Raw genomic sequence first — 24,050 nt, forward strand, 5'->3', positions numbered from 1 at the left:
TTTAGTACAGTTGTGGTCATGCTTTCCCAGTCTGTCGCCTCCGAGTTGCGCGAGGCCATTTCCGCCGGCGAGTTTCAGCCGGGCGAGCAGCTCAGCGAGGTCAAAGCGGCCGAACGCTTTAACTGCTCGCGCAATACCCTCCGCGAGTCCTTCACCAGGCTTGCCGCGGAGCGCATTGTCGAGCGCATCCCCAATCGCGGCGTCTTCCTCGCCACGCCCGACGCAGACTATATCCGCGACCTCTTTGCCGCCCGCGCAGCCATCGAACCGGCGGCGGTGCGCTGGGGCGCTTTTGCCGATGCCCCCTCGCTCGTCACCCTCACCTCCTCCGCCTTCGACTACGCGGCACGCGGCAAGCACCAAGAAGTCTCCGCCATCAACCAACGCTTCCACCGTACGCTGGTGGCCGCGCTGGGCTCGCCTACGCTCAATGAGCAGATGGATAACCTGCTCGCCCGCATGCGGCTCACCTTCTTGCTAGCCATTCCGCGCTACCCGCAGCTGCATGCGGACCACATTCAAGGAAATATCACCTTGGCCACGCTCATCGCGGACGGAAAACGCCTCGAGGCCGCCACGCTTTCGCATGACAGCCTCATGAATACCTGCGAGAAGATCCTCGCCGTGCTAGACGATTAAGGAATGAGAAAATCTTGATCCCGGGCGTTGGTCACGAGCATCTGGCCAGGTGCGTGCGTAATAGCTAAGCGCGGCTTAGATTCCATCACGATGGCCTGCGGGGTCACACCACAGGCCCAAAAGACCGGCAGGCAGCCCTCCGGCACTTCGCCCGGATCACCAAAGTCCGGACGGTTTAAATCCTCAATGCCAATGGCCGCCGGGTCACCCACGTGAACCGGGGCGCCGTGCACCGATGGGTAACGGGAAGTAATCCGCACCGCATCGGAGACCTGCGCGGCCGGAATCGGGCGCATGGAGACCACCATGGGTCCAGAAAAGACACCGGCCGGGGTGGTGGGAATCGTAGTTTTAAACATCGGCACGTTGCGCTGCTGAGCAATGTGCGCGACCTCAATGCCGTTATCCTGCAGCGCAGTCTCAAAGGTAAAAGAGCAACCGATGAGGAAGCTGACCATGTCTGGGGTGTAGTACGAGGTGGCGTCGGCAAGCGTGGCAGTATGCTCACCGTTTTCAAAGACGCGGTAGGCCGGAATATCGGTGCGGATGTCCCCGCCCGGCAGAAGCTCGGAGGTGTACTGACCGGCTTCCAGCACGCCCACAATCGGGCACGGCTTGGGATTTCGCTGGGCAAAGAGCAAGAAATCAAACGCGTATTCCTGCGGCACGGCCAGCAGGTTTGCCTGCATGAAACCGCGGGCATGCCCGGCGGTGGTGGCCATGTCATGGCTGCGCGCATACTCGCGCACCTGCTCTGGGGTCTGCATTATGCCCACAGCTCGGTGATGCCGGAGAAAGCCTTGAAGCCGATGATGATGGTGAGTACCCACGCCAGGGTGCCGATAATCAGCAACCACTTGGGATACTTATAGCCCTGCAGGAGGTCGCGGCGGCGCCAGGCCACCCACATCACGAGGGCGAAACCGATAGGCAGAATCAGGCCATTGATGGCACCGGCGAAGATGAGCAACTTCTGCGGCGCGGAGTTGATGGCCACAAAGACTACCGTGCACACCGCAATGAAGACGATGGTGAGAATATTGCGGGTGCGCGTCGAGGTGTCCTGGGAGGTCACGAAGGATACCGAGGTATAGGCGGCGCCGATAACCGAGGACAAACCGGCCGCGAAGAGGACCACGCCGAAGGCACGCAGGCCAAACTCGCCGGCGGCATTGTAGAAGGCATCCGCCGCGGTGTTGTCGTCCGAGAGCGCCACGCCGGTGGCCACCACACCGAGAACCGCCAAGAAGAGGAGCATGCGCATGATGCCGGTGACCACGATGCCGCTTACCGAGGTATAGGTAATGTTCTTGACGTTTTCCACGCCAGTGTGGCCGGAATCGATGAGGCGGTGCGCGCCGGCAAAGGTGATATAGCCGCCCACGGTGCCGCCAATGATGGTGGTGATGACGAAGAAGTCGATCTCGCCCGGAGCGACGGTATTCTTTAGCGCCTCCCCCACCGGTGGCTGGCTGACCACAGCGACGTAGAGCATAAGCAAGATCATGACCGCGCCCAAGACCGCGACGAGGCGATCAAGCGCCATGCCCGCCTTCTTGGAGAGGAAGATGAAGATCGCGATGGCCGCGGCAATGACGCCGCCGATGCGCGAATCGATACCCAGCATCGCGTTAATGCCCAGGCCAGAACCGGCGATATTGCCGATATTAAAGACCGCGCCACCGATAAACACGAATACGGCAAGCACCCAGCCCAGGCCAGGGAGCACGGTATTGCCCAAGGTATTGGCGCGCATGCCGGTCACGCACAAAACGCGCCACACATTGAGCTGGATAGCGATGTCAACGAGGATGGACAGCATGATCGCAAATGCGAAGGACGCGCCCATCTGCACGGTAAAGACCGAGGTCTGGGTCAAAAATCCCGGACCGATGGCGGAGGTGGCCATAAGGAACATGGCACCAGCCATGGCGCCGAGGCCTTTGGGCGGGGTCTTGTCCCCCGCCTGCGCCGGAGCGGCGTGTGATGTCTCAGCACTCACTAGATTTCACCTTTCGTGATGCAGGTCGCATTAATTTGTGATGCGCATCATCTTAAAGGTAGCTATGCCTTTTGTTCAACAACTCTTATGTGTTACGGGGTGGCGCGGGGGTGATCTAGGCTACTTTCCTGCCGCGTTTTCCCAGGTGGCTAGCGATTATCCGCAATGCCTCGTCCGACGCTTTCACCTCGCTGGAACCATAGCGCAGCACCACGTATCCGCGGTTTTCTAGCGCTCGCTGCCTCTTTATCTGCTGCTTTACCACGTGGGAGGGCGCCTCGCCATAGGTACCGTCATACTTGGCATCGCCATCGACCTCGAGTACCAGCCAGCCATCGAGACAAAGATCCGCCCGATACTTCCCGAGAAGCGGCTTCTGCGGCTCAATTTTCGCCTGCGGGAAACGCTCAATAATGAGGGCTCGCAGATAGGACTCATAAGGCGATTCTGATCCGCCATACGCGTGCTCGATAACCTTACGCATGGCCGCTTGTCCCCTCGTGCGCTGCATTTTTGCCAGTTCTTGGCGCAGGTCGTATGTGGTGACGTCGTGTTGCCTGAGGGCAGAATCGGTAGCTACCAGGCCATCTGGGAATCCGTGTAGCCGGGCGATTTCGAGGCAGGTGCGGGCGGGATTCGTGGCGCGCACACCCGCTATCGACACCGTGGATTCCTGGAGGGACTTTACCCGGCGGTACCGATAGCCTTTCGCGGTGAGCCTTCGTGGGGGCACGCTTCCCGAAGGCACCGCTAACTCCACCTCCTCCCCTTCCCTGGAAATTACCCACATTCCCCACAGCCGCGCGGCCGATTTACCGATGAGGACGGCGCGGTGGGTGCTCCACCCGGCAGCGACTACTTTGGCGAATTGTTGTTTATGGCGCACCCATTGCCTCCAGGTGGCCGTAGGAACGGCGACCCAGGGCGCTATCTGGGTGAGCTCACCGCGCTGGAGGGCTAAATGGTGCGGACTTTCGGCTCCGGCGTAACGAAGGTTGATGAAGTGATCTGTAATCATGGTTTCATCTTCGCGGCTGGCGGGGCGGGGCACGCATCATGCGGCTCAGGAAGGTGAATTTCCGAGGGCCTTGAGTGAGAGGCGGAACGTTAGGTCCAAGGTGATCGCGCCGAGTTGAAGGCGTTGAGGCTGATTTGAGGGCGGGTTGTGCTCAGATCGGCTCGATCACCTTCGACCTAAGGGGAAGTAGTTCACAGCGGCGGTGTGGGGGATAATTCAGCAGCGCGGTTAACCGTGCTTTACTAGAGATAATGGAACCCATCGAGCTCTCAGAACTAACCGGTACGCAATCGCGCACCTACGGCACCCGCAAGATCACCTCGGACATGGTCTCAGCACCAATCCATGTTGCGGTCGCGCTCTGGGACGAGCGTTGGGATTCCGCCCCCAACGGCACCATCGAAGGCTGGGTCATCGCAGTCAATACCAAGCAGACGCGTTTTGTGCGCCGCGGCCAAACGAAGAAGGGCGATATCGTCGATATCGCCGTGCGCGAGGTCAAACGCGCGCTCAAGGGACTCGACGGACGAGTGTGGATTGTCACTGGTCGCAGGCAGAATGCGTTGCGAGCGGCACTCACGGCTGACGGTTTCACGGTGACGGGAAGCTTTGCGGGAGAAAATAGGGCTTCGAAAAGCGCGAGCTCCGTGCGCAGAAAACAAGCCGGCTTGACCGCACGCAAGGCGCGCAAGATGGGTGAGGCGCCGAAAAAGAAGCAAGCGGCACAAGTAGAGACACCGAAAGCGCACTGGTGGCCGAACTTCTCGCGCGCCTCCTCGTGGGCCGAGGGCGACGTGGTGCGCATAGCCACCGATGCTTCCTCGGATACCGTATTCAAGGGGTCGATGTGCTTCGTTGCGGGCAACGGCGACTACCGGTTACGGACTCGAGAAACCAAGGCGAGCACGGATGAGCTCGAGCTCGAAGCACTAACGCTCGCGCTGAAATACCTGCTCAAGGTGGGTGCGCGCAAGGCGGTTATTGAGTCCGATTCCGTAGCCGCTTTGGAGGCGGTCGAGCAGATTGTGCATAAGCGCGGCTCTAAAGCATCGCGGCCGGGGCGCACGTGGCGAGGGGTGTCTTCGGGTGCGCGGTCCCGATTCCAGCAAGCTTGGGGCGATATCCAAGGCCAATGCGAGGTCGACATACGCCGTGTGCTCGGGCATGCGGGGGATCCGCTGAATCGGGCGGCCGACCAGATTGCGTACATGGGGTTGCGCGCGATTGCGCATCCGATGAAGCAGTCTCGCGAGACGCTGCGCGAGGGGATTCAGAAAGCTCTCTCGGCGTTGTGATCCAAACGATTGGGGCTTAGGGCTGATCTGATCAGGCCGAATTGAGGGAGTTAAGGCCGATCTGAGGCGGCCCAGCCTTCAGATCAGCCTGATCAGTATGGACCTAACGACAAGAGGCGCGTTGGGAAGGGGCCGGAGCTTAAGCCAGGCGGCGGGCACCGTCTCCCGGGCGGGCCACCAAGAAGGTGGGCTCTGGGAAGCCGCGGGATGCTGCGGCGTCGTTAATGGCTTGGGCGGTGGACTCTACGTCGGAGCGCGGGATGAGCGCGATGACGGCGCCGCCAAAGCCGCCACCAGTCATGCGAGCGCCGATTTCGCCGGCCGCGGTGAAAGCGGAGTCAAGCTCGGGGGTCGTGACTTCGTACAGGTCGCGCAGGGAAATGTGGCTTTCGCGCATGAGGCGGCGGAATTCGTCTAAATGGGATTTGGTTAAAGCGGATTTAGCGGCCAGGGTGCGGTCGGTTTCGTCCACCACGTGGCGCACGCGGCGGCGGTAGAGTTCAGCCTCCTGGGGGTTGACGGTCGCGGCGAAGGCGACGGCATCCGGGATTTCGCGGATGGAGCGGCCGGCGGCAGCCTGGACGGCGTCGATGATGCCGCGGCGGGAGGCATATTGGCCGTCGGAAAGCGTGTGCGGCGCATTGGTGTCCGCGATAAGCAGCACCATGTCCTGGGCCTCGATATTAAACGGCACGCGCTCGACGGCGCCGGTGGAAAAGTCCAGGAATAGCGCCTTGCCGCGCTGGCCGAGGAGGCTGGCGTTTTGATCCAAGCCACCGGTAGAGGCGCCAACCACCTCGTTTTCGGCGCGGATACAAGCCTGGGCCAGCTGCGCGCGGGCGGCATCATCGGGAGCTTTGCCGTGGCAAAGCTCGTAGGCGGCCACGGCCACGGAGCACTCGAGGGCGGCGGAGCTGGACAGGCCAGAGCCGACGGGGACATCAGAGACGATGGCAATATCGAGGCCGGTGCAGTTCAGGACGCCCGCGGCAGTGGCGGCCCAGACGGTGCCGGCGACGTAGCCGGACCAGTCGGAAGGGTGGCCGGGGCGGACTTCGGAGAGTGGGAGGCTAGCTTGGGCAACGCTGCCGTCGTATTCGGAGGCTATCCGGAGAAGGCCATCGGTGCGGGGTGCGACGGCGACGGCGGTGTTTTGTTCCAGCGCAAAGGGGATGGAGGCGCCGCCGGCGTAATCGATGTGCTCGCCGATGAGATTGACGCGGCCGGGCGCGGCCCACACACCGGCGGGCTCGGGCGCGTCCGGGAAGGCAGCGGTGAAGAGGTCGCGGGCTGCGGCTGCTAGCTCCGCATCGCTGCGGGTGTCAATCCAGTTAAGCATCCCAGATCTCCTTAAAGCGGGCGGCGATGCGCTCCGGGGTGGTGTCATTGATCCACACGGCCTGCGAGGACTCGGAACCGGCGAGGTACTTCATGCGGCCGGGCGAGCGCATGAGCGAAAAGAGCTGCAGGTGCATGCGGATGCCGGGGCGCAGGTCCGGGTCCACCGGCGCTTGGGTCCAGCCGGCGATATACGGGGTCTTGTCCACGCCATCGAAGAAGCGGTCCACGGCGGAGTACAGCTTCTTGAGCAGGGGCGCGAGGTCGGCGCGTTGGGCGCCGGAAAGCGCGGCGAAATCGGGGACCTCCTCATTGGGCAGGACCATGGCTTCGAGCGGCCATTTGGCGGCGGCGGGGACGAAGACGGTGAAGTGCTCGGTTTCGGCGATGATGCGGGTGCCGGCCGCGCGCTCACGATCGAGGAGATCCTGGAAGAGATCGCCGTCATAGGCACGGGCGGATTCCACGATGGAGCGCAGGCGCGGCGAGAGGAACGGATAAGAGTAGATCTGGCCGTGCGGGTGTTGGAGGGTCACGCCGATTTCCTCGCCGCGGTTTTCAAAGGGGAATACCTGCTGCACGCCGTCGATCTGGGATAGCGCGGCGGTGCGGTGCGCCCAGGCCTCAATGACGGTGCGGATGCGCGATTCCGGCAGGTCCTTGAAGGATAGGGCCGGGTCCTCGGTAAAGCACACCACCTCGCAGCGGGCGCGGGCCGGAAGGCGCGGCACCATGCCGAGCAGGTTATCGTCCTCCGGATGCTCGATCTCCGCGGTGGTGGCAAAGGACGGGAAGCGATTTTCAAAGACCACCACGTCATAGCTGGGGCTAGGGATCTCCGTGGGCAGCTGGCCTTCGCGCGTGGGCGCCAGCGGGTTCTCGTTGGCCGGTGGCAAGAAGGTGCGGTTCATGCGGTGGGCGGCAAAGGCCACCCAATCCCCCGTTAGGGGATCCCGGCGCATTTCGGAAGCGGGGGAGACGATGGGGATGTCGCGGGCGTCGACAAGCACGCGGTCGGGGTGGGGTTGATCGTCGAAGTAGAGGATCTCGCGGCCGTCGGCAAGCGTGGCAGAGGTAATCTCAACCATTAGTTTTCTCCTGGGATGGTGATGGGCTTCAGGCGCGCCCACAGCACAAAGGCGGCGGCCACGGCCAACAAAGCAAGGCTTGCCCATAGGTTATCGCTGGCGTTCTTAGCCTGCCCGGTATCCGGGTTGATGCCTGGGTCAAGGAAGAAATAGCAGCCGAGCAAAATCAGGCCGTAGAGGCCGAGGAGTGCGGCGATGACGTTGCGCAGGTCGAATGCACCCGCGCGCTTTTTCTCAGACATGTTGGGCTCCTTAGGCGAAGATGACGTTGAGGGCTACGGCCATCACCAGGCAAATGATGCCCAGCGGGACGGTCTGCTGATACCACGGCAAGGACTTTTCGGTGTAGTCCTCAAAGTGGTCCTTGGGAGTCACGGAAGAGACGAAACCAACCAGCTCGCTATCCGGCTTGGGCTGGGTGAACAGGGTGACCACGATGGATACCAGGATATCCACCACGAAGGCCACACCGGCCGCCACAAAGGCCGTGCCTTGGCCCGGCAGGTTGATGAGGTCAGTGAAGGACGCGACGTACCAGAAAGCGATGGCGGAAGCGGTACCGGCTACGAGTCCGGACCAACCGGCGTGCGGGGTCATGCGCTTCCAGAACATGCCCAGAATGAAGGTGGCAAATAGCGGCGCATTGAAGAAGCCAAACAGGGTTTGCAGGTAGTCCATGATATTGCCAAAGTTTTGCGCGAGCAGCGCGGTAAAGATGGCAATAGCGGTGGCGATAATCGTGGCGATGCGGCCGAACTTCAGGTAGTAGTCATCCTCGCGGTCCTTGACCACGTAGGTCTGCCAGATGTCATAGGAGATGACGGTATTAAAGGCCGAGATATTCGCGGCCATGCCGGCCATGAAGGAAGCGAGCAGGCCGGCGATCGCCACGCCCAGCAGGCCATTGGGCAGAAGGTCGCGCATGAGCAGCAGGATGGCGTCATTCGGCTCCGCGCGCTCCTCCATCAAGTCGGCCACGGATACAGAGGCAACCATGCCCGGAATGACCACGAGGAAGGGCACGAACATCTTGGGGAAGGCACCGATGATCGGCGTCTTGCGGGCGGCTGAAATGGAATCGGAGGCCATGGCGCGCTGAACTTCCACGAAGTTGGTGGTCCAGTAACCAAAGGAAAGCACGAAGCCGAGGCCCAGCACGATGCCGATGACGGACCACACTGGGTTCTCAAAACCGGAGATGTCCGTGCCCGGCCACGTGTGGAAGTGCGAATCCTGGGCCACCGCGTCCTTCAGCCCATTCCAACCGCCAACGCGGTTCAAACCAATGATGGTCAGCGGGGCGAGGGCGGCGATGATGACGAAGAACTGGAGAACCTCGTTATAGATGGCGGCCGAAAGGCCACCCAGGGTGATATAGGACAGCACGATGAGGCCGGCCACGAGGAGCGAGACCCACATCTGCCAGCCCAGCAGGGCCTCCACGATCGTGGCCAGCAGGTACAGGTTCACGCCGGCAATAAGCAGCTGGGCCACGGCGAAGGAAATCGCATTAACCAGGTGCGCGGCATTGCCAAAGCGCTTGCGCATGAACTCCGGTACCGAGCGCACCTTGGAGCCGTAGTAGAACGGCATCATCACAATGCCCAAAAAGACCATTGCCGGGATGGCGCCGATCCAGAAGTAATGCATGGTTTGGAAGCCATACTCCACGCCATTGGCGGACATACCGATGATTTCCACCGCACCCAGGTTGGCCGAGACGAAAGCCAGGCCGGTCACCCAGGCGGGCAGTCCCCGGCCGGAGAGGAAGAAGTCGATGGAGCTAGACACTCGAGCTTTGGCGGCCCAGCCGATGCCCAGCACGAAGAGGAAGTAGATGGCTACCAAGAAGTAGTCCACCCAGGAGGCATCGAGCCTCAATACGGATTCAGCAGTCTCCATGGCTGACCTTTCTAGTTATTGTTCTCTGCTGCAAGGCGCAGCGTGAATCTCTGCGGTTTCTGAGCGCTCAGGCGCACGAGGTCTTCCCCGCTGCGCAGCGCATTCGGCGGCGCGCTCATCGGCTCCACGGCCAATGCCTTGCCGGGGCCGCCTGCCCGCGGGAAATCGGCCGGGGTAAACATCTGCACCCAGTTCAGGCCTTCGCCCATCTCCAGGCGCACACCCTTTCCACCGGCCGAATACACGGCCGTCAGTGGGCCTTCGCCGTGGAAGCAATCGTCCCAGTCCACCTCGGCGATGGGCTGATTAACAATGCGCACCTGCTCCGTCTTTCCCGTAGGCAGGTTGCGGGCGCCTAGCAGGTAGCGCTTGCCGACGTCCACACTGAGCACCGCTTCCTCCGCCCCAGCTCCCTGTGGGGAGAGGTAGAGGTGCAGCCCATAGGCGAAGGGAACCTCACCGGGCTCCGTGGTGCGTGCGGTCAGCTGGTGGTGCAATCCCTGCTCATCGAGGGTATAGGTGGCCTCTAGCTGAATCGCCCACGGCCAGCCCTGGCGCGGCTCAATATCAAAGGCAAGAGCCACCCGGTTGTCCGAGCGTTCCTTGATGCGCCACCAATCCACCGCGAATCCATGGATGGCGTTATTGCGCTCCGGCTCCGTGATCTCTAGCTGGTGGGCGGTCCCCTGCCATTCAAACCAGCCATCTTCGGTGCGATTCGGCCACGGCGCCAGCACCACTCCGGCCATCAGCGGCGGCTTGCCTTCGTAGCTTTCTACCAAGGGCGCGCCGCGATAGGTCAGCGCTTTGAGTGCACCGCCGAATAGACCAATCTCGGCCACATAATCGCCGTGGGCAAGTGCGACGCTGGGGTAGTCAGCGTCAGGACCAAGCGCTGCTCCACTGGTCATAACAAAGACCTTTCTGGCTATAACTTTCGTTGGAATTAGCCTAGGAGTACGGCAAAGCACAGGTCAATCGTTTGCATAACTACCCGCGAATACCTTCTATTTCTGCTGCTCACCGCGGTAGAGTTAACCGCTTGTTAACCTCTTTCGGGGCTGGAGACACCTATGGGCCGCGAGCCGCCACACCGGGGCAGGAGCGCTATCCCCGCATCCGCCGCCACACTATTCGCGCTGCGGAGTGTGGTGTGGCTAGGACTTCGCGCAGGTAATTGCGCGGCATCAACCGCCACGGGGTGCGCGCGGGATGCAGGCGCACGGCAATGCCGAGGTGCCAGGCCCACAACGCGGTGCGCAGGATATGAAAATCATTGGTCACCACGTGCAATACAGCATCCGGGGCCAAGCGGTGGGCATTCTCTAGATTTTCATTAGTGCTCGTTGCTTCCGGCTCCACCACTACCCGCTCGGCCGGCACACCGCGCTCACTGAGGTATGTAGCCATGGGCCCCGCCTCACCACGGCCCGAGACAATAATCTGCTGCCCGCTATAGAGCGCCAATGCCTTGTCTAGGCGCGAGCGCAGCATGGCGCCGGGGTAGCCGTGGGTTACGCGGGAGCCCAAAACAAGGAGCGGGTCAGACATGGATACCAGCATAGACTTGCCAGCTCTTGACAGGAAGATGGAAATAGCCGTACCTTTATCTCAAATGTGCAATCGATTGCACCCAGGAGGGCCGGAAGCCGGCTCACTAGCCTAAACCAAGGAGGACAGCATGGCCGGAACCACCCTCAAGGACGTGGCCGCTGCTGCTGGAGTATCCATTTCCACCGCGTCCCGTTCGCTCTCGGGCAACCCAGCCATCTCGGAGTCCACGCGCCAACGCGTCAAGGACACGGCCATCAAGCTCAACTATAGGCCCAATGCCCAAGCCCGAGCTTTGCGCAGCTCCCGATCTAACGCCATCGGCTTGGTCATCCCCAGCCTAGACAATGCCTACTTCGCCGCAATGGCCGCAGCCATTGAAGAAGCCGCCGATAAGCAGGGACTCGCTACGATGATTACCAGTTGTGGCGAGGATCCGCAGCGCTTAGTCAAAGCCCTCGATGCCCTGATGGAACGCCAGGTAGACGGCATTATCGCGGTACCTCTCGAAGGCGCCGAAGAAGCGCTCGAGCAGGCGCGCGCTTACCGCCCGCTCGTGCTCATTGACCGCGCCCTGGGCCAGATTCCAGCAGTCCTATCAGACCCCCACACGGGTATGAAACAAGCCGTGGAACAGCTCAAAGAGAAGGGGCACACGCACATCGGCTATCTTTCCGGGCCGCAGGAAACCTCCACCGGCCGCCAGCGCCTGCAAGCTTTCAAGACCGCCACCCGCGGCATGCCTACCCATATCCACCACGGCAGCTACCGCCACCGTGAGGGCTATAAAGGAGCCCTCGCACTCCTGCAAGAAGGCGTCACCGCGCTCATTGCCGGCGATTCCATGATGACGGCCGGCGCGCTGGAGGCCTGCCATAATGCGGGCAAGCGCATCGGAGAAGAAATCGCGCTCGTCGGCTTCGATGATTTCATCTACCTGCGCTTCCAGCCCTCCCCTATCTCGGTGGTTGACCAGGACGTGGCCAGAATGGGCGAGACCGCCACGGCCAAGCTCATCGCGGCGATCAATGATAAGCACCAACCGGAAGGCGAAGTGCTAGAAACCCGCTATATCCCACGCATGTCCACTGCCCACCAACTCGATGGAGCCACGCCATGAGTGACTGCGTTTTGCGCCTGGATAATGTCACCAAATCCTTTGGCCCGATAGAGGTCATTAAGGGGGTAGACCTCACCGTCCGCCGCGGCCAAGTGCAGGCCTTGCTGGGTGAGAACGGCGCGGGAAAATCTACCCTCATCAAGATGATTGCCGGTGTGCACGCGCCAGATTCCGGCCGCATCCTGGTAGATGGCACAGAGGTGAAAATCCCAGATACCAAGGCCTCTGAGGCGCTGGGCATCGCCACCATTCACCAAGAACTCAACCTTGTGCCCACCATGTCCGTGGCCGAGAACATCATGCTCGGGCGGACCCCACGCCGTTTTGGGTTGGTCAATCGCAAGCACCTCAGGGCACAGGCACAAGCGGCACTGCACCTTATCGGCTTGGACGTGGATCTGGACATGCCGGTGGGTGAGCTGGGCGTGGCCAAGCAGCAGCTCGTGGAAATCGCCAAGGCGCTGTCCATGAACGCGCGCATCCTCATCTTGGATGAGCCTACTGCCGCGCTCACCGGCAAGGAGGTTGATGCACTCTTTGCCGTGCTCGAAGAACTCAAGGCCAAAGGCGTGGCCATGGTCTTTATCAGCCACCACCTGGAGGAGCTGGCGCGCATTGCAGAGACCATCAGCGTGCTGCGCGATGGCTCTTTCATCGCCGAGGTCCCAGCCGATACGGACGAAGACGAGCTGGTGCGCCTCATGGTCGGCCGCGAGATTGAAAACCAGTACCCGCGCGAGGTTCCTCCCGAGCGCGGCGAGGCCCTGCTGGAGGTCTCCGAGCTGACTGCCGACGGCGCCTTTCACGACGTCACCTTCACCGTCCATGCCGGCGAAGTCGTCGGCCTCGCCGGGCTCGTGGGCGCCGGCCGCACCGAAATCATTCGCGCCATCGCAGGCGCCGACCCCTACGATTCCGGCACCATCCGTGTCGGCGGCACGCAGCTGCGCGGCGGCGATATTCGTGCCGCCATCCGCGCCGGCGTGGGCCATATCCCCGAAGACCGTAAGTCCCAAGCGCTAGTTCTCGATGCCTCCGTGGGCGATAACCTCGGATTCGCCACCCTCTACCCCACCGCTAAGGTGGGGCTGGCAGACCGCAGCGGTCAACGCCGCCGCGCCGGTGACGTAGCGGAGAAGCTGCGCATTCGCATGGCCGATCTCTCCCAGCCCATCCGGAACCTATCCGGCGGCAACCAACAAAAGGCGGTCTTTGGCCGCTGGGTACTGGCCGGTTCCAAAGTCCTCCTCCTCGATGAGCCCACCCGCGGCGTCGACGTCGGCGCCAAGGTGGAGATTTATAACATCATCAATGAGGTCACCGCTGCCGGCGGCGCTGTGCTCATGGCCTCCTCCGATCTGCCTGAGGTGCTCGGCATGTCCGACCGCATCCTCGTCATGTCCGGCGGCCAACTCGCCGGCCAGCTACCCAAGGACTCCACCCAAGACGAGGTCATGGCCTTTGCCGTATCCAATGTGACCTCTTCTACCTCTGCCTCTGCTGCCGCGCCTGCCGGCACTAACCCCAAGGATGAAGCATGACCAAGAATCGAGTAGTTAACTGGGCGATGAATAATGGCGCGCTCGTCGGCCTCATTGCCCTGTGCATCGCGCTGTTTATCGCTACGCCGTACTTCCTTACCGTGGCGAACCTGCTCAATATCGGCATCCAGGCCGCCACGGTAGCCATCTTGGCCTTCGGCATGACCTTTGTCATCGTCACCGCCGGCATCGACCTCTCGGTGGGTTCGGTCGCCGCGCTCGGCGCCATGGTCTCTGCCTACATGTTCTCCACCGCGGGACTGCCTGGCTGGCTCACCCTGCTTCTCGGCCTAATCGTAGGTGCGTTGGCCGGCGCCATCTGCGGCATGGCCACCGCGTGGGGCAAGATCCCCTCCTTCATTGCGACGCTGGCCATGATGTCCATCGCCCGCGGCCTCACCCTGGTCATTTCCCAGGGCTCGCCGATTGAAACCGCCCCGTCCGTCAATGCCTTTGGAGGCGATATCGCCGGCTTCCCCGTGCCCATCATCATGATGGTTATCGCCGGGCTCATCTGTTGGTTCATCCTGGAGCGCACGGTGCTCGGCCGTTCCATGTACGCCATCGGCGGCAACCTGGAGGCCGCCCGCCTCTCAGGCCTGCCGGTCAAGCGCATCCAGATCGCCGTCTTCGCACTCTCTGGTTTCTTCGCCGCCTGGGCCGGCATGGTCATGGCCGGCCGCCTCGAATCCGCACAGCCGCAGGCCGGCACCGGCTACGAATTGGATGCCATCGCGGCCGTCGTCATCGGTGGTGCCTCGCTCTCCGGTGGCCAAGGCAAGGCCACCGGCACCCTGGTCGGCGCGATCTTGCTAGCGGTCATCCGCAATGGCTTGAACCTGCTCAACGTCTCCTCTTTCTGGCAGCAGATCGTGATCGGCCTGGTCATCGCGCTGGCCGTCGGCTTCGACGTCATCCGCAATAAGACGGCCAACTAAGGAGCACCCGCCATGAAAAAGCTCATCGCCACCCTCCTCGTACCCGCCCTCGCGCTAGGCCTTGCCTCCTGCAATCGCTCGGAAGAAGACCGCAACCGCATCACCCTAGCGCTCTCCACGCAGACCAACCCCTTCTTCGTCGAGCTGCGCCACGGCGCACAAGATAAGGCCAAGGAACTCGGCGTTCCGCTCGACATTCAAGACGCTTCCGATGACCCCGCCCAGCAAGTCAATCAGCTGGGCAATGCCACTTCCATGGGCGCCAAGGTCGTCGTGGTCAACCCCACCGATTCCGATGCCGTCGCTCCAGCCGTGCGTGGCATCAAAAATGACGGCGTGCCCGTCATCGGCGTGGACCGCGATGTCAACGGCGTAGAGCTGGATTCCATGGTGGCCTCCGATAACGTCGCCGGCGGCGCACAGGCGGCGGATAAACTCGCTGAAGCCATCGGAGAAAAGGGCGATATCCTCATCCTGCAGGGCACCGCCGGTACTTCGGCCTCGCGCGAGCGCGGCAAGGGCTTTGAAGAGCAGATTGCGAAGTATGGGGACATTCGGGTCGTCGGCAAGCAATCGGCGAATTTCGACCGCACGGAAGGCCTCAACGTCGCCACCAACCTGCTGCAGGCCAACCCTAATATCAAGGCCATCTTTGCAGAGAACGATGAAATGGCGCTCGGCGCGGTCGAAGCTTTGGGCTCGCGCGCTGGCTCTGAGGTCAAGGTAGTGGCTTTTGATGGCACCTTCGATGGCCTCAAGGCGGTCAAAGATGGCAAGCTAGAAGCTACCATCGCCCAGCAGCCCGCAGAGCTCGGTGCCCGCGCCATCGAACAAGCCGCAGCACTCCTGCACGGTGGCGCGGCGGAGAAGAACGTCCCCGTCGAGGTCATCACCGTCACCCGCGACAATGTGGAGGATTTCCAATGAGCAAGCTAACCGTCGTCGGTTCCATCAATGCCGATCTCATCGTGCACGCCGAGCGCCACCCACAGCCCGGCGAGACCCTGCTGGGCTCTGGCGGCGACATCTTGGCCGGGGGCAAGGGCGCTAACCAGGCTGTCGCGGCCGCGCAGCTGGGCGCCACCGTGGCCTTCGTGGGCGCGGTCGGCTCCGATCCCTATGCCGAGCCTGCGATGCACTACATGCGTACCTCCGGCATCGATCTGGGAGCCGTGGAGCAGGCCGATACCAACACCGGCCTCGCCGTCATTACCGTCTCGGCCGACGGCGAGAACACCATCGTCATCTCCCCCGGTGCCAACGCGCTTGTCGACGCCCCCTTTGTCACCTCCCGCGCCTCCACCATCGCCGATGCCGATGTAGTCCTCCTCCAGGGCGAAATCCCCGCCTCCGGTTTCCAGGCCGCGGTCGAGGCGGCCCAAGGCCGAGTGGTGGTCAACCTCGCGCCCGTGGTCGAGGTCGACCGCGACTCGCTCCTGCAGGCCGATCCTTTGCTGGCCAATGAGCACGAAGCAGGGCTCATCCTGGACCAGCTCGGCCTGTCTGCGGAGGGCGCCCCGCGCGAGCTCGCCCACCGCCTGGTAGAGGCCGGTTTCCTCTCTGTCGTTCTCACCCTTGGCGCCCACGGCGCCTACGTGGCCACCCCGGAGGGCGGCACGGATATCCCCACCCCGCGCGTGACCGCCGTGGATACCACCGGTGCCGGCGATGCCTTCGCAGGCGCCTTCTGCGCCCAGCTCCTCACCGGTGCCTCGCTTGTCGATGCCGCCACTTTCGCCGCCCGCGTCGGCGCCTTCGCCGCCACCGGCAACGGCGCACAGCCTTCCTACCCCACCACCGAATCCGCCCTGCCGGAGGTCACCGATGCGTAAATCCGGCCTGCTCAATCCCGCGCTCACCAGCGCCGTCGCCCGCCTCGGGCACACCGATACCTTCGTTATCGCCGATTGCGGCCTGCCCATCCCCCACGACGTGCCCGTCATCGACCTCACGCTGACCTTCGGCATCCCCACCTTTGCCGATACCTTGGCAGCCCTCCTTGGGGAGGTCGTGGTCGAAGCCGCCACCATCGCCGATACCACCCCGCCCGAGGTGCGCTCCCTGCTTCCCGCAATACCGCTTACCGAGGTCTCCCACGATGACCTCAAGCGCGAGGTCGCCCGCGCCTCCTTCGTCGTGCGCACCGGTTCCACCACGCCGTTTGCCAATGTCATCCTGCGCTCCGGCGTGCCCTTCTAGCGCTTATAAACGCTTCCGCGTGCCCCTACGGTAAACACTTCCACCAGCACTTCTTGCTCCTCTACGGAGTACAGCACGCGGTAATTTCCCACCCTTATTCTTCGGCCACTCCTGCCAGACAAAGCGATTGATCCCGGTGGATATGGGTCTTTAGCCAGTCCACCGATCGCGCGCTTAATCCGATGATATTGCTTTCGGTTTCCCTGATGGATTTTTTGTAACTCTCGCTTAGCCTGCCGCGTAAACGCGATGTTGTATTCCATAACCTCTTAAAAAGTTGTACTCTTTGCTAACTTAGTACTAGTAGTATTTTGATGTATTAGGAGCTTTCATTGTCCTTGCCACTTTCCGAACTCCGCACCCGCTTAGGCCAGGTCATTGACCAAGCCCATTACGCAGGCACCCGCACCGTTGTCACCCGCAACGGTAAGGAAGCCGCAGTTATCATTTCGCCTCAAGAACTAGCATTCCTTGACCGCCTCGAAGCCGCCGCAGATGCTGAAGCCCTCCGCCAAGCCCGCGCCGCCGATACCGGCGAACGCTTCTCTTTTGAGCAGGTCACGGAAGAAATTGAAGGGCGCTAGCCGTAAATCGGCTCGGCTTCAAACCACTGCGAACCACTCACGACATGCCTGTAGGCAAATTTCAGAGGAAAGGTCATCTCCTTCTTGGAGTACAGCTGCACCGCAGAGCTTCCTGCAAGCATGATTCCAGGCCACCGCTTGTGCAGGATGCGAGCTACCTCCATGGGAGTCGGTTCCCGCCACGTATAAATCCCGCGGCCGATTCGGATTATCTTTCCATTCGCTACATAAGTTTGCAGCTCGCCCCTGCTTAGGTCTGAAACCAGTACTTCTTCCATGCTTCCCCCTTTGAGCATTATTCCCCTGCCCGAAAGCTTAAAGCACGCTTCCTCACGCCGCAGGCTACAACGATGCAAAGCAAGCACGTTTTACCCTTTTCCTCCGCGAGTTTTGCCCAATCGTGCTTGTTTTGCATGCTGGCAAAGGGCGACGAGAACTTCGCTAGAGATTAGGAGACGAAACAAGCACGTTTTGCCGAAAAACTACGTGGTTTTGGCTAAAACGTGCTTGTTTTGTTTGGCCTTAGACCGGAGAGCTACTCCCCCAGCAGCTTGTCGCGCAGGTTTTTGTCCTTCTGCTCGACTTCCTCGGCCATCTGCTTCTGGTAATCCACCATCTTGTCTTGGATAGCGGGGTCGCCAGCGCCGAGGATGCGGGCGGCGAGCAGGCCGGCGTTCTTCGCACCGCCGATGGAGACGGTGGCTACCGGCACGCCGCTAGGCATCTGCACGATAGACAGGAGGGAGTCGAGGCCATCGAGATCCTTCAGTGCGCGGGGGATACCGATGACCGGCAGCGGCGTGGCCGCGGCGACCATGCCGGGAAGGTGCGCGGCACCGCCGGCGCAGGCGATAATCGCCTTCAACCCGCGGGTGTGTGCTTCCTTGGCATAGGCCAGCATCTTTTCCGGGGTGCGGTGGGCGCTGACCACGCCGACCTCGAAGGGGATGCCGAAGTCCGCGAGGACCTGAGCGGCGGGTTCAACGGTGGGCCAATCGGAATCGGAGCCCATGATGATGCCTACGTGCGGTTGCATAGTGTCCTTTCTACAGGCAGAATTTTATGCCCAGTCGGCGTGCACGAGGAAGTGCGCGGCCTGGCGGGCAATGGAAAGGGTTTCCTCGGTGGAATCGCCGGTGACGTTGACGTGGCCAATCTTGCGGCCGGGGCGATGGTCCTTGCCATAAAGGTGAATCTTGGCCTGCGGGTAGCGCTCCATGACTTTGCGGACGCGCTCCGGCATAGGCATGGCGGGATCTTCGTCGGCGCCCAAAACATTGGCCATCACGGTGACAGGTGCAAGCGCGTCGACTGCGCCCAAGGGGAGGTCGAGCACGGCGCGCAGGTGCTGCTCAAATTGGGAGGTCACGCAGCCGTCCTGGGTCCAGTGGCCGGTGTTATGCGGGCGCATGGCCAGTTCGTTGACGGAGATATCCTCGCCCTCAGGGCCGTCGAAGGCAAAGAGTTCGACGGCCAGCACGCCGGTCACGCCGAGGGATTCGGCGATGGTGAGACCCAGCTCGGACGCGCGCTGGGAAAGTTCCGGTGTAAGGCCAGGAGCGGGGGCAATGGCCTCGGCGCAGATGCCGTTTTCCTGACGGGATTGGGTAATCGGCCACACCTTGGCCTCGCCGGAAGGACGGCGGGCTACCAAGATGGAAAGCTCGCGGGTAAGTTCCACCTTTTCCTCTGCCATCAGCGGGGTTCCGGCCTCAAGCAGCTCGGAGACCAGCTCAAAGCAACTATCGGCGGTGGGGAACCATACGCCCTTGCCGTCATAACCACCGCGGCGGGCCTTGAGGCACACGCGGCCATCGACGGCGTCGAAAAAGGCGCGGGCATCGGCCACCGAGTCGATGGCGGCAAAGCGCGGCACGGGAGCGCCCAGCGCGGCGAGCTTTTCGCGCATCTTGAGCTTGTCCTGCGCGTAGATGAGGGCGGTGGGCTGGGGCTGGACGTTAAATCCGGCGTCGATAAGCGCGGCGGAGTGCTCGTTGGGCACATGCTCATGCTCGAAGGTAATGGCATCCGCCCCCTCTGCCACGCCGCGCAGCTCCTCCAAGGAGGTGTAATCCCCCAGCACCACGTCCGGGGTGACCTGCGCGGCGGGGGAGTCCGGCTTGCTGGCCAGAATCCGCAGGTGAATATCGAGTTCCGCGGCGGCCGGCTGCATCATGCGAGCCAGCTGGCCGTCGCCACAAACAGTTACAATAGGCTTTAAGTCACTCACGTCCCCCAATACTAGCCTGGATACTATGTTCACTCGTCATACCATCTTCCAAAATTCCCTCATGACCGCTTTGCTCGACGGCATTTATGACGGCGAAATGACCATTTCGGAACTGCTTGGTAAGGGCAATTTTGGCCTCGGCACCTTTGATGGCCTCGACGGAGAGATGATCATTTTGGATGGCACCTGCTACCAGCTGCGCGGCGATGGCTCCGCGCAGATTGCAGACCTAGACCAACGCACCCCCTACGCGGTAGCCACGAACTTTGTCCCGCGCATTACTGCCGACGCCCCCGCGGGCCTGCGCCGCGATCAGCTCTCCGCGTTCATCGATAAGCTCGAGCCTTCCGCTAACTACATGTACGCGGTACGAATCGTGGGCACGTTCAAGGAGGTGACCACCCGCACGGTGGTCAAGCAAGAAAAGCCCTACCCGCCAATGTCTGAGGCCGTTGGTGGCGATAAGGAGCTGCACTTTAAGGACGTCGAGGGTGTCATCGGCGGCTTCCGCACCCCCGTCTATGAAAAGGGAATCTCGGTACCCGGCTGCCACGTGCACTTTATCGACGCCGCCCGCACCTCCGGCGGCCACGTGCTGGACTACGTAGTGGATAAGGCAACGGTTGAGCTCTGCCCCGCCTCCGACCTAGAGCTGCGCCTGCCGCTGACGCAAGAATTCAGCCGAGCTAACCTCTCCCCTGAGGATCTGGATAGCCAGCTTCATACCACCGAGGTTAAAACCAAGGGCGATCATTAATAATCTCGGCCACGCGCTTGGGCTTGGCCACGTTGGGAAAATACATGGCCCGGTCCCAGCCGTGAATTGCTAGGGAGACCCCGCCTCGGCGCTTGCGGGCGCCGCGGATATCCTGCAGCGGAATCGAATCGATATTGCGGCCCTCGCGCGCAATGACGCGCCTATTAGTCACGATGAAGCGCTTGCGGCGAGCCTTATAAAGGGGAATGACAAAGCGCCAGATTCCCAACAGTGCCCACACAGCGACCAGGCCATTGCGTAGCATCGGGTCTACCGCTTGGACATCGCACCAACCGATGGCGATCCACAGCAGTCCGGTGATGAGGATGAGCTCGAGGAAGGGGAAAATCAGCGCGCGAAACGGCGCGGAGACATCCGCGCGCTTGACCTCACCTTGGCCCATCTTCATTAGTCCCATAGCTAGGATGCTACCTCGTGCATCTACTGCTGCGGTCGCAAGTGCGTAACATCGCCCGCAGAGTAGTACTCGCCGGCGACCATGATGCGGCCGTCCTCGCCGATTTCATCGACGTGCCCGGTGACATCGCCGGACGGGGTTTCTAGGCGCACCTCCTGGCCGAGCGAGGAGCAGACCGCACGGTAGTCACGCAAGAGCTGCGGATCTTGGTTCTCCCACTGCACGATGCGACGGCGCAGGTTCTTCAGCACGGTAATGGCCAGCTCGGTGCGGTCCGTGTCGCGGCCTTCGAGTGCAAGCGAGGTGGCCTTTTCAATCGGAAGATCCTCACGTGTCAGGGTGACATTGATGCCCATGCCCACGACGACGCGCGCGGATGGTGCGGCGCCGCCTACGGCCTTGTTGACTTCAGCCTTATTTACTTCGGCTTTATTAACCTCTGCCTTGTTGACTTCAGCCTTGCCTACCTCCACTTTGGTGAGCTCGGTCTTTGGCGCAGCCTTAAAGGCTTGGCCAACGGGACCGGCCTCGGCAAGGATGCCGCACAGCTTATTGCCGTCGATATGCACGTCGTTTGGCCACTTCAGCACGGTGCCCTCGATCGAATCGGTCACCGCGAGGCCAGCGGCCAGCGGCAGGGTGCCCAGGTGCTCGAGGGATTCCGGCAGCAAGAGCACGGAGAAGATGACCTGGGAGCCGGCCGGCGCGGTCCAAGTGCGGCCGAGGCGGCCCTTGCCGGAAAGTTGTTCGTCGGCAAGCAGCACGGTGCCATCCGCAACGTTGGTGGCCTGCATCAAATCGGTATTGGTGGAGCCGGTCTTTTCCACGAAATCGATGGTGGTGAAATCGTCCGCCAGCGCGGTGCGAATGCGTTCCAAATCAAGTGCAGTCATAAGCTTCAAGGATACCGGCCGCCAATGGTGCTAGTGTGTTGCGCATGGCAAAGGTCACTTTTGAAAAGGTCAACATCACCTACCCCGGCGCGAGCGCGCCCACGGTAAGAGACTTGGACCTCGATATCGCGGACGGCGAATTCCTAGTCCTCGTTGGCCCATCGGGCTGCGGCAAGTCCACCACGCTACGCGCACTAGCGGGCCTGGAACCTACATCCAGCGGCCGCATCACCATCGATGGCAAGGACGTGACCAACCTGGAACCAGGCGATCGCGATATCGCCATGGTCTTCCAGAACTATGCCCTCTACCCACACCTGACGGTGGAGGAAAGCATGGGCTTTGCCCTGAAGCTGGCAAAGCTTCCCAAATCCGAGATCAAAGCCAAAGTGCACGAGGCGGCGGAAACGCTCGGCCTTACCGAGTATCTCAAGCGCAAGCCCAAGGATTTGTCCGGCGGTCAGCGCCAGCGCGTGGCTATGGGCCGGGCCATTGTCCGCGAGCCGAAGGCCTTCCTCATGGACGAGCCGCTGTCCAACCTGGATGCCAAGTTGCGCGTGCAGACCCGCGCGGAGTTGGCCAGCCTCCAGCAGCGCCTGGGCACGACGACGGTGTATGTCACCCACGACCAGGTGGAGGCTATGACCATGGGCGATCGCGTGGCGGTGCTCAAGGACGGCGAGCTGCAGCAGGTAGCCCCGCCGCGGGAGCTTTACGACGCCCCCGCGAACGAATTCGTTGCCGGATTCATCGGCTCGCCGGCGATGAATATCTTTGATTACAACGGTTCCCGCGTGGGCGTGCGCCCGGAAAAGATGTTCATAAATAAGGGCCCAGTGGGGTTCCAGGGCGTCGTAGACATCGTGGAAGAACTCGGTGCGGAGTCTTATGTCTACGTCACCGTGGGTGACAAGCGCCTAGTCGCCCGGGCCGAAAGCACCCCACCGCAGCGCGGCGAGGAGGTCGTGCTGACCTTCAATCCGCGCGAGGCGCACCGCTTCGATCCGGAAACGGGCCGCCGCATCGCGCAGGACTAGTTCTAGCGGAGGCTAATCCGTGGAGAAAGCCGGGACGCAGGTACGCGTCTCCGCCACCCACAGCCCCTTTTCTACCCCCGTTTAGAGTTAAATAGGTCAAAATTATCCACCTTTTGGTGTCCGTATTTTAGGTTTAAAGAACCGAAAGTTTTCCGAAAGGTGAATTCCATGAAGAAATTCCTGCTTCGCACCACCGTTGCGACTACCGCAGTATTGGCACTGGCCGGCTGCTCTTCTTCCTCTTCCGATTCCGCCGAGGGCGGTTCTTCTGAGGGCGGCGCGGATGCGCGCGGCCCCATCACTTTTGCCATGGGCAAAAATGACACGGACAAGGTGACCCCCATCATCGACAAGTGGAACGAGCAGCACCCAGACGAGAAGGTCACCCTCAAGGAGCTGGCCGGCGAGGCCGACGCCCAGCGCGAGACCCTAGTGCAGTCCCTGCAGGCGGGCAGCGATGACTACGATGTCATGGCGCTTGACGTGGTGTGGACCGCGGAGTTCGCCGCCAACCAGTGGCTCCAGCCGCTCAATGGTGACTTTGAAACCAAGACGGATGAGCTTCTGCCAGCCACCGTGGAGTCTGCCACCTATAACGACGTGCTCTACGCGCTGCCACAAAACACTAACGGTCAGCTACTTTTCCGCAATACCGAGCTCGCAGATAAGGCACCAGAGAAGTTTGCGGATCTTAAGTCCGCGTGTGAGGCACTGGACAAGGGCAAGGACTGCCTGACCACCCAGTTCAAGCAGTACGAGGGCCTAGCGCTCAACACCGCTGACTTTATGGAAGGCTGGGGCGGCTCCGTCCTGGATAAGGATGGCAACGTGACCGTGGATTCCCAGGAGGCCAAGGACGGCCTGCAGGCCATGGTGGATGCCTACAAGGAGGAGACCATTTCCAAGGACTCCACCGCCGCCACCGAGGAAGAAACCAATATGGCCTTTACAGAGGGCAAGACCGCCTTCGCCATGAACTGGCCGTATATGTACTCCAACGCGGTGGATGCCGGCGTCGACGTCGAGGTTCAGGCCCCGCTGGGCAAGGATGGCGTAGGTGTGTCCACGCTGGGCGGCTATAACAACGGCATCAATATCAACTCCAAAAATAAGGGCACGGCGCTCGACTTCATGAAGTTCATCATCAATGAGGACAACCAGAAGTCCTTTGCGGAGCAGTCCTTCCCGCCGGTCTTGGCTTCCATCTACGATGACCCGCAGCTGCAGCAGGAGTTCCCGTACCTGCCGGCGCTCAAGGAATCTCTGGAGAACGCGGCACCGCGCCCGGTTTCCCCGTTCTACTCGGCGATTTCCAAGGCCATCCAAGACAATGCCTACGCTGCATTGACGGATGGCAAGTCGGTGGATGATGCCACCGCCGATATGAAGGCGGCCATCGAATCGGCTTCCCAGGGCTAATCGCCCAATCCGGGTGAGGTAGGCGGACACCCCGCCGCCTCACCCTTTGTGGTTTTCACTCCCCTAATGGGGATAGAATCT

At 61.7% G+C, this 24,050-nt stretch carries 27 protein-coding genes; 12 read left to right on the forward strand and 15 right to left on the reverse strand.

What is annotated here, in order from left to right; translation table 11 throughout:
• Positions 1-18 precede the first annotated feature (18 nt).
• A complete protein-coding gene (locus LG376_RS00625; protein ID WP_225745855.1) occupies positions 19-639 on the forward strand; it encodes a GntR family transcriptional regulator in 621 nt (206 codons plus the stop codon).
• Here LG376_RS00625 and LG376_RS00630 read toward each other — a convergent pair.
• The 3 genes from LG376_RS00630 to LG376_RS00640 all read right to left on the reverse strand — a co-directional run bounded on the left by LG376_RS00630 (position 636) and on the right by LG376_RS00640 (position 3,659).
• A complete protein-coding gene (locus tag LG376_RS00630; protein WP_225745856.1) occupies positions 636-1,406 on the reverse strand; it encodes a putative hydro-lyase in 771 nt (256 codons plus the stop codon). The two genes, LG376_RS00625 and LG376_RS00630, sit on opposite strands and share 4 nt — an antisense overlap.
• On the reverse strand, positions 1,406-2,569 hold the full coding sequence (locus tag LG376_RS00635) for an NRAMP family divalent metal transporter (protein ID WP_225747344.1): 1,164 nt from the start codon (positions 2,567-2,569) through the stop codon (positions 1,406-1,408). The genes LG376_RS00630 and LG376_RS00635 overlap by 1 nt, the downstream gene beginning before the upstream one ends.
• A 187-nt stretch (positions 2,570-2,756) precedes the next feature.
• Positions 2,757-3,659, reverse strand: a complete 903-nt coding sequence (locus tag LG376_RS00640; RefSeq protein WP_225745857.1) for a DUF559 domain-containing protein — start codon at positions 3,657-3,659, stop codon at positions 2,757-2,759.
• 251 nt (positions 3,660-3,910) lie between these two features.
• Here LG376_RS00640 and LG376_RS00645 point away from each other — a divergent pair, with 251 nt between their 5' ends.
• Entirely contained in the window at positions 3,911-4,954 is a 1,044-nt protein-coding gene (locus LG376_RS00645; protein ID WP_225745858.1) for an RNase H family protein, read from the forward strand.
• 139 nt (positions 4,955-5,093) lie between these two features.
• Here LG376_RS00645 and galK read toward each other — a convergent pair whose 3' ends face one another.
• The 6 genes from galK to LG376_RS00675 all read right to left on the reverse strand — a co-directional run bounded on the left by galK (position 5,094) and on the right by LG376_RS00675 (position 10,833).
• Complete coding sequence (gene galK / locus LG376_RS00650; protein WP_225745859.1) at positions 5,094-6,293, reverse strand: galactokinase; 1,200 nt, start codon at positions 6,291-6,293, stop codon at positions 5,094-5,096.
• Complete coding sequence (galT, locus tag LG376_RS00655) at positions 6,286-7,380, reverse strand: galactose-1-phosphate uridylyltransferase (protein WP_225745860.1); 1,095 nt, start codon at positions 7,378-7,380, stop codon at positions 6,286-6,288. Before galT ends, galK begins: the two co-directional genes overlap by 8 nt.
• Positions 7,380-7,622, reverse strand: a complete 243-nt coding sequence (locus tag LG376_RS00660; protein WP_005322508.1) for a hypothetical protein — start codon at positions 7,620-7,622, stop codon at positions 7,380-7,382. Before LG376_RS00660 ends, galT begins: the two co-directional genes overlap by 1 nt.
• Before the next feature lie 10 nt (positions 7,623-7,632).
• Entirely contained in the window at positions 7,633-9,282 is a 1,650-nt protein-coding gene (locus tag LG376_RS00665; RefSeq protein ID WP_225745861.1) for a sodium:solute symporter family protein, read from the reverse strand.
• A gap of 11 nt (positions 9,283-9,293) precedes the next feature.
• Positions 9,294-10,193, reverse strand: a complete 900-nt coding sequence (locus tag LG376_RS00670; RefSeq protein ID WP_225745862.1) for an aldose epimerase — start codon at positions 10,191-10,193, stop codon at positions 9,294-9,296.
• 196 nt (positions 10,194-10,389) lie between these two features.
• A complete protein-coding gene (locus tag LG376_RS00675; RefSeq protein ID WP_225745863.1) occupies positions 10,390-10,833 on the reverse strand; it encodes a YdcF family protein in 444 nt (147 codons plus the stop codon).
• 130 nt (positions 10,834-10,963) lie between these two features.
• Between LG376_RS00675 and LG376_RS00680 the strand changes: the two genes are divergently transcribed.
• From LG376_RS00680 to rbsD, 6 genes are read left to right on the forward strand one after another with little or no spacing between them, the layout of a single operon-like run.
• The gene (locus LG376_RS00680) at positions 10,964-11,953 is read left to right on the forward strand and encodes a LacI family DNA-binding transcriptional regulator (protein ID WP_225745864.1); all 990 of its coding nucleotides are present in this window, start codon (positions 10,964-10,966) and stop codon (positions 11,951-11,953) included.
• On the forward strand, positions 11,950-13,494 hold the full coding sequence (locus LG376_RS00685; protein WP_225745865.1) for a sugar ABC transporter ATP-binding protein: 1,545 nt from the start codon (positions 11,950-11,952) through the stop codon (positions 13,492-13,494). Before LG376_RS00680 ends, LG376_RS00685 begins: the two co-directional genes overlap by 4 nt.
• Entirely contained in the window at positions 13,491-14,432 is a 942-nt protein-coding gene (locus LG376_RS00690; RefSeq protein WP_150851164.1) for an ABC transporter permease, read from the forward strand. The genes LG376_RS00685 and LG376_RS00690 overlap by 4 nt, the downstream gene beginning before the upstream one ends.
• 12 nt (positions 14,433-14,444) lie before the next feature.
• Entirely contained in the window at positions 14,445-15,359 is a 915-nt protein-coding gene (locus LG376_RS00695; RefSeq protein WP_225745866.1) for a substrate-binding domain-containing protein, read from the forward strand.
• A complete protein-coding gene (locus tag LG376_RS00700; RefSeq protein ID WP_225745867.1) occupies positions 15,356-16,264 on the forward strand; it encodes a ribokinase in 909 nt (302 codons plus the stop codon). Before LG376_RS00695 ends, LG376_RS00700 begins: the two co-directional genes overlap by 4 nt.
• Positions 16,257-16,631, forward strand: coding sequence for a D-ribose pyranase (gene rbsD, locus LG376_RS00705; RefSeq protein ID WP_225745868.1), 375 nt, complete (start codon positions 16,257-16,259; stop codon positions 16,629-16,631). The genes LG376_RS00700 and rbsD overlap by 8 nt, the downstream gene beginning before the upstream one ends.
• On the opposite strand, the gene LG376_RS00710 is transcribed toward rbsD, so the two are convergent.
• Positions 16,628-16,894 carry a type II toxin-antitoxin system RelE/ParE family toxin gene (locus tag LG376_RS00710; protein ID WP_225745869.1) on the reverse strand — a complete coding sequence of 89 codons (267 nt, stop codon included), beginning with the start codon at positions 16,892-16,894 and terminating at the stop codon, positions 16,628-16,630. The genes rbsD and LG376_RS00710 overlap by 4 nt on opposite strands.
• A 69-nt stretch (positions 16,895-16,963) precedes the next feature.
• Between LG376_RS00710 and LG376_RS00715 the strand changes: the two genes are divergently transcribed.
• A complete protein-coding gene (locus LG376_RS00715) occupies positions 16,964-17,215 on the forward strand; it encodes a type II toxin-antitoxin system Phd/YefM family antitoxin (protein ID WP_040424847.1) in 252 nt (83 codons plus the stop codon).
• Here the strand turns inward: LG376_RS00715 and LG376_RS00720 are convergent.
• The 3 genes from LG376_RS00720 to LG376_RS00730 all read right to left on the reverse strand — a co-directional run bounded on the left by LG376_RS00720 (position 17,212) and on the right by LG376_RS00730 (position 19,391).
• Complete coding sequence (locus tag LG376_RS00720; protein WP_225745870.1) at positions 17,212-17,493, reverse strand: hypothetical protein; 282 nt, start codon at positions 17,491-17,493, stop codon at positions 17,212-17,214. The two genes, LG376_RS00715 and LG376_RS00720, sit on opposite strands and share 4 nt — an antisense overlap.
• Positions 17,494-17,750: 257 nt before the next feature.
• Positions 17,751-18,251, reverse strand: coding sequence for a 5-(carboxyamino)imidazole ribonucleotide mutase (purE, locus tag LG376_RS00725; protein ID WP_005322524.1), 501 nt, complete (start codon positions 18,249-18,251; stop codon positions 17,751-17,753).
• Positions 18,252-18,275: 24 nt separating this feature from the next.
• The gene (locus LG376_RS00730) at positions 18,276-19,391 is read right to left on the reverse strand and encodes a 5-(carboxyamino)imidazole ribonucleotide synthase (protein WP_255632164.1); all 1,116 of its coding nucleotides are present in this window, start codon (positions 19,389-19,391) and stop codon (positions 18,276-18,278) included.
• Positions 19,392-19,470: 79 nt separating this feature from the next.
• Here LG376_RS00730 and budA point away from each other — a divergent pair, with 79 nt between their 5' ends.
• Positions 19,471-20,202, forward strand: coding sequence for an acetolactate decarboxylase (gene budA, locus LG376_RS00735; RefSeq protein ID WP_204610019.1), 732 nt, complete (start codon positions 19,471-19,473; stop codon positions 20,200-20,202).
• Here the strand turns inward: budA and LG376_RS00740 are convergent.
• Positions 20,180-20,620 (reverse strand): hypothetical protein, encoded by a 441-nt coding sequence (locus LG376_RS00740; protein ID WP_005326709.1) that lies wholly within the window; start codon positions 20,618-20,620, stop codon positions 20,180-20,182. The genes budA and LG376_RS00740 overlap by 23 nt on opposite strands.
• Before the next feature lie 23 nt (positions 20,621-20,643).
• Positions 20,644-21,513, reverse strand: a complete 870-nt coding sequence (locus LG376_RS00745) for a biotin--[acetyl-CoA-carboxylase] ligase (RefSeq protein ID WP_225745872.1) — start codon at positions 21,511-21,513, stop codon at positions 20,644-20,646.
• 44 nt (positions 21,514-21,557) lie between these two features.
• Here LG376_RS00745 and LG376_RS00750 point away from each other — a divergent pair, with 44 nt between their 5' ends.
• Positions 21,558-22,550: an ABC transporter ATP-binding protein gene (locus tag LG376_RS00750; RefSeq protein WP_225745873.1), complete on the forward strand. Its 993-nt coding sequence runs from the start codon at positions 21,558-21,560 to the stop codon at positions 22,548-22,550.
• A gap of 168 nt (positions 22,551-22,718) precedes the next feature.
• Positions 22,719-23,969, forward strand: a complete 1,251-nt coding sequence (locus LG376_RS00755; protein ID WP_225745874.1) for an ABC transporter substrate-binding protein — start codon at positions 22,719-22,721, stop codon at positions 23,967-23,969.
• Positions 23,970-24,050: the final 81 nt, after the last annotated feature.

Origin of the sequence: Corynebacterium sp. Marseille-P4611 (genome assembly GCF_916618765.1) — a bacterium.
Taxonomy (GTDB): Bacteria; Actinomycetota; Actinomycetes; order Mycobacteriales; family Mycobacteriaceae; genus Corynebacterium; species Corynebacterium marquesiae.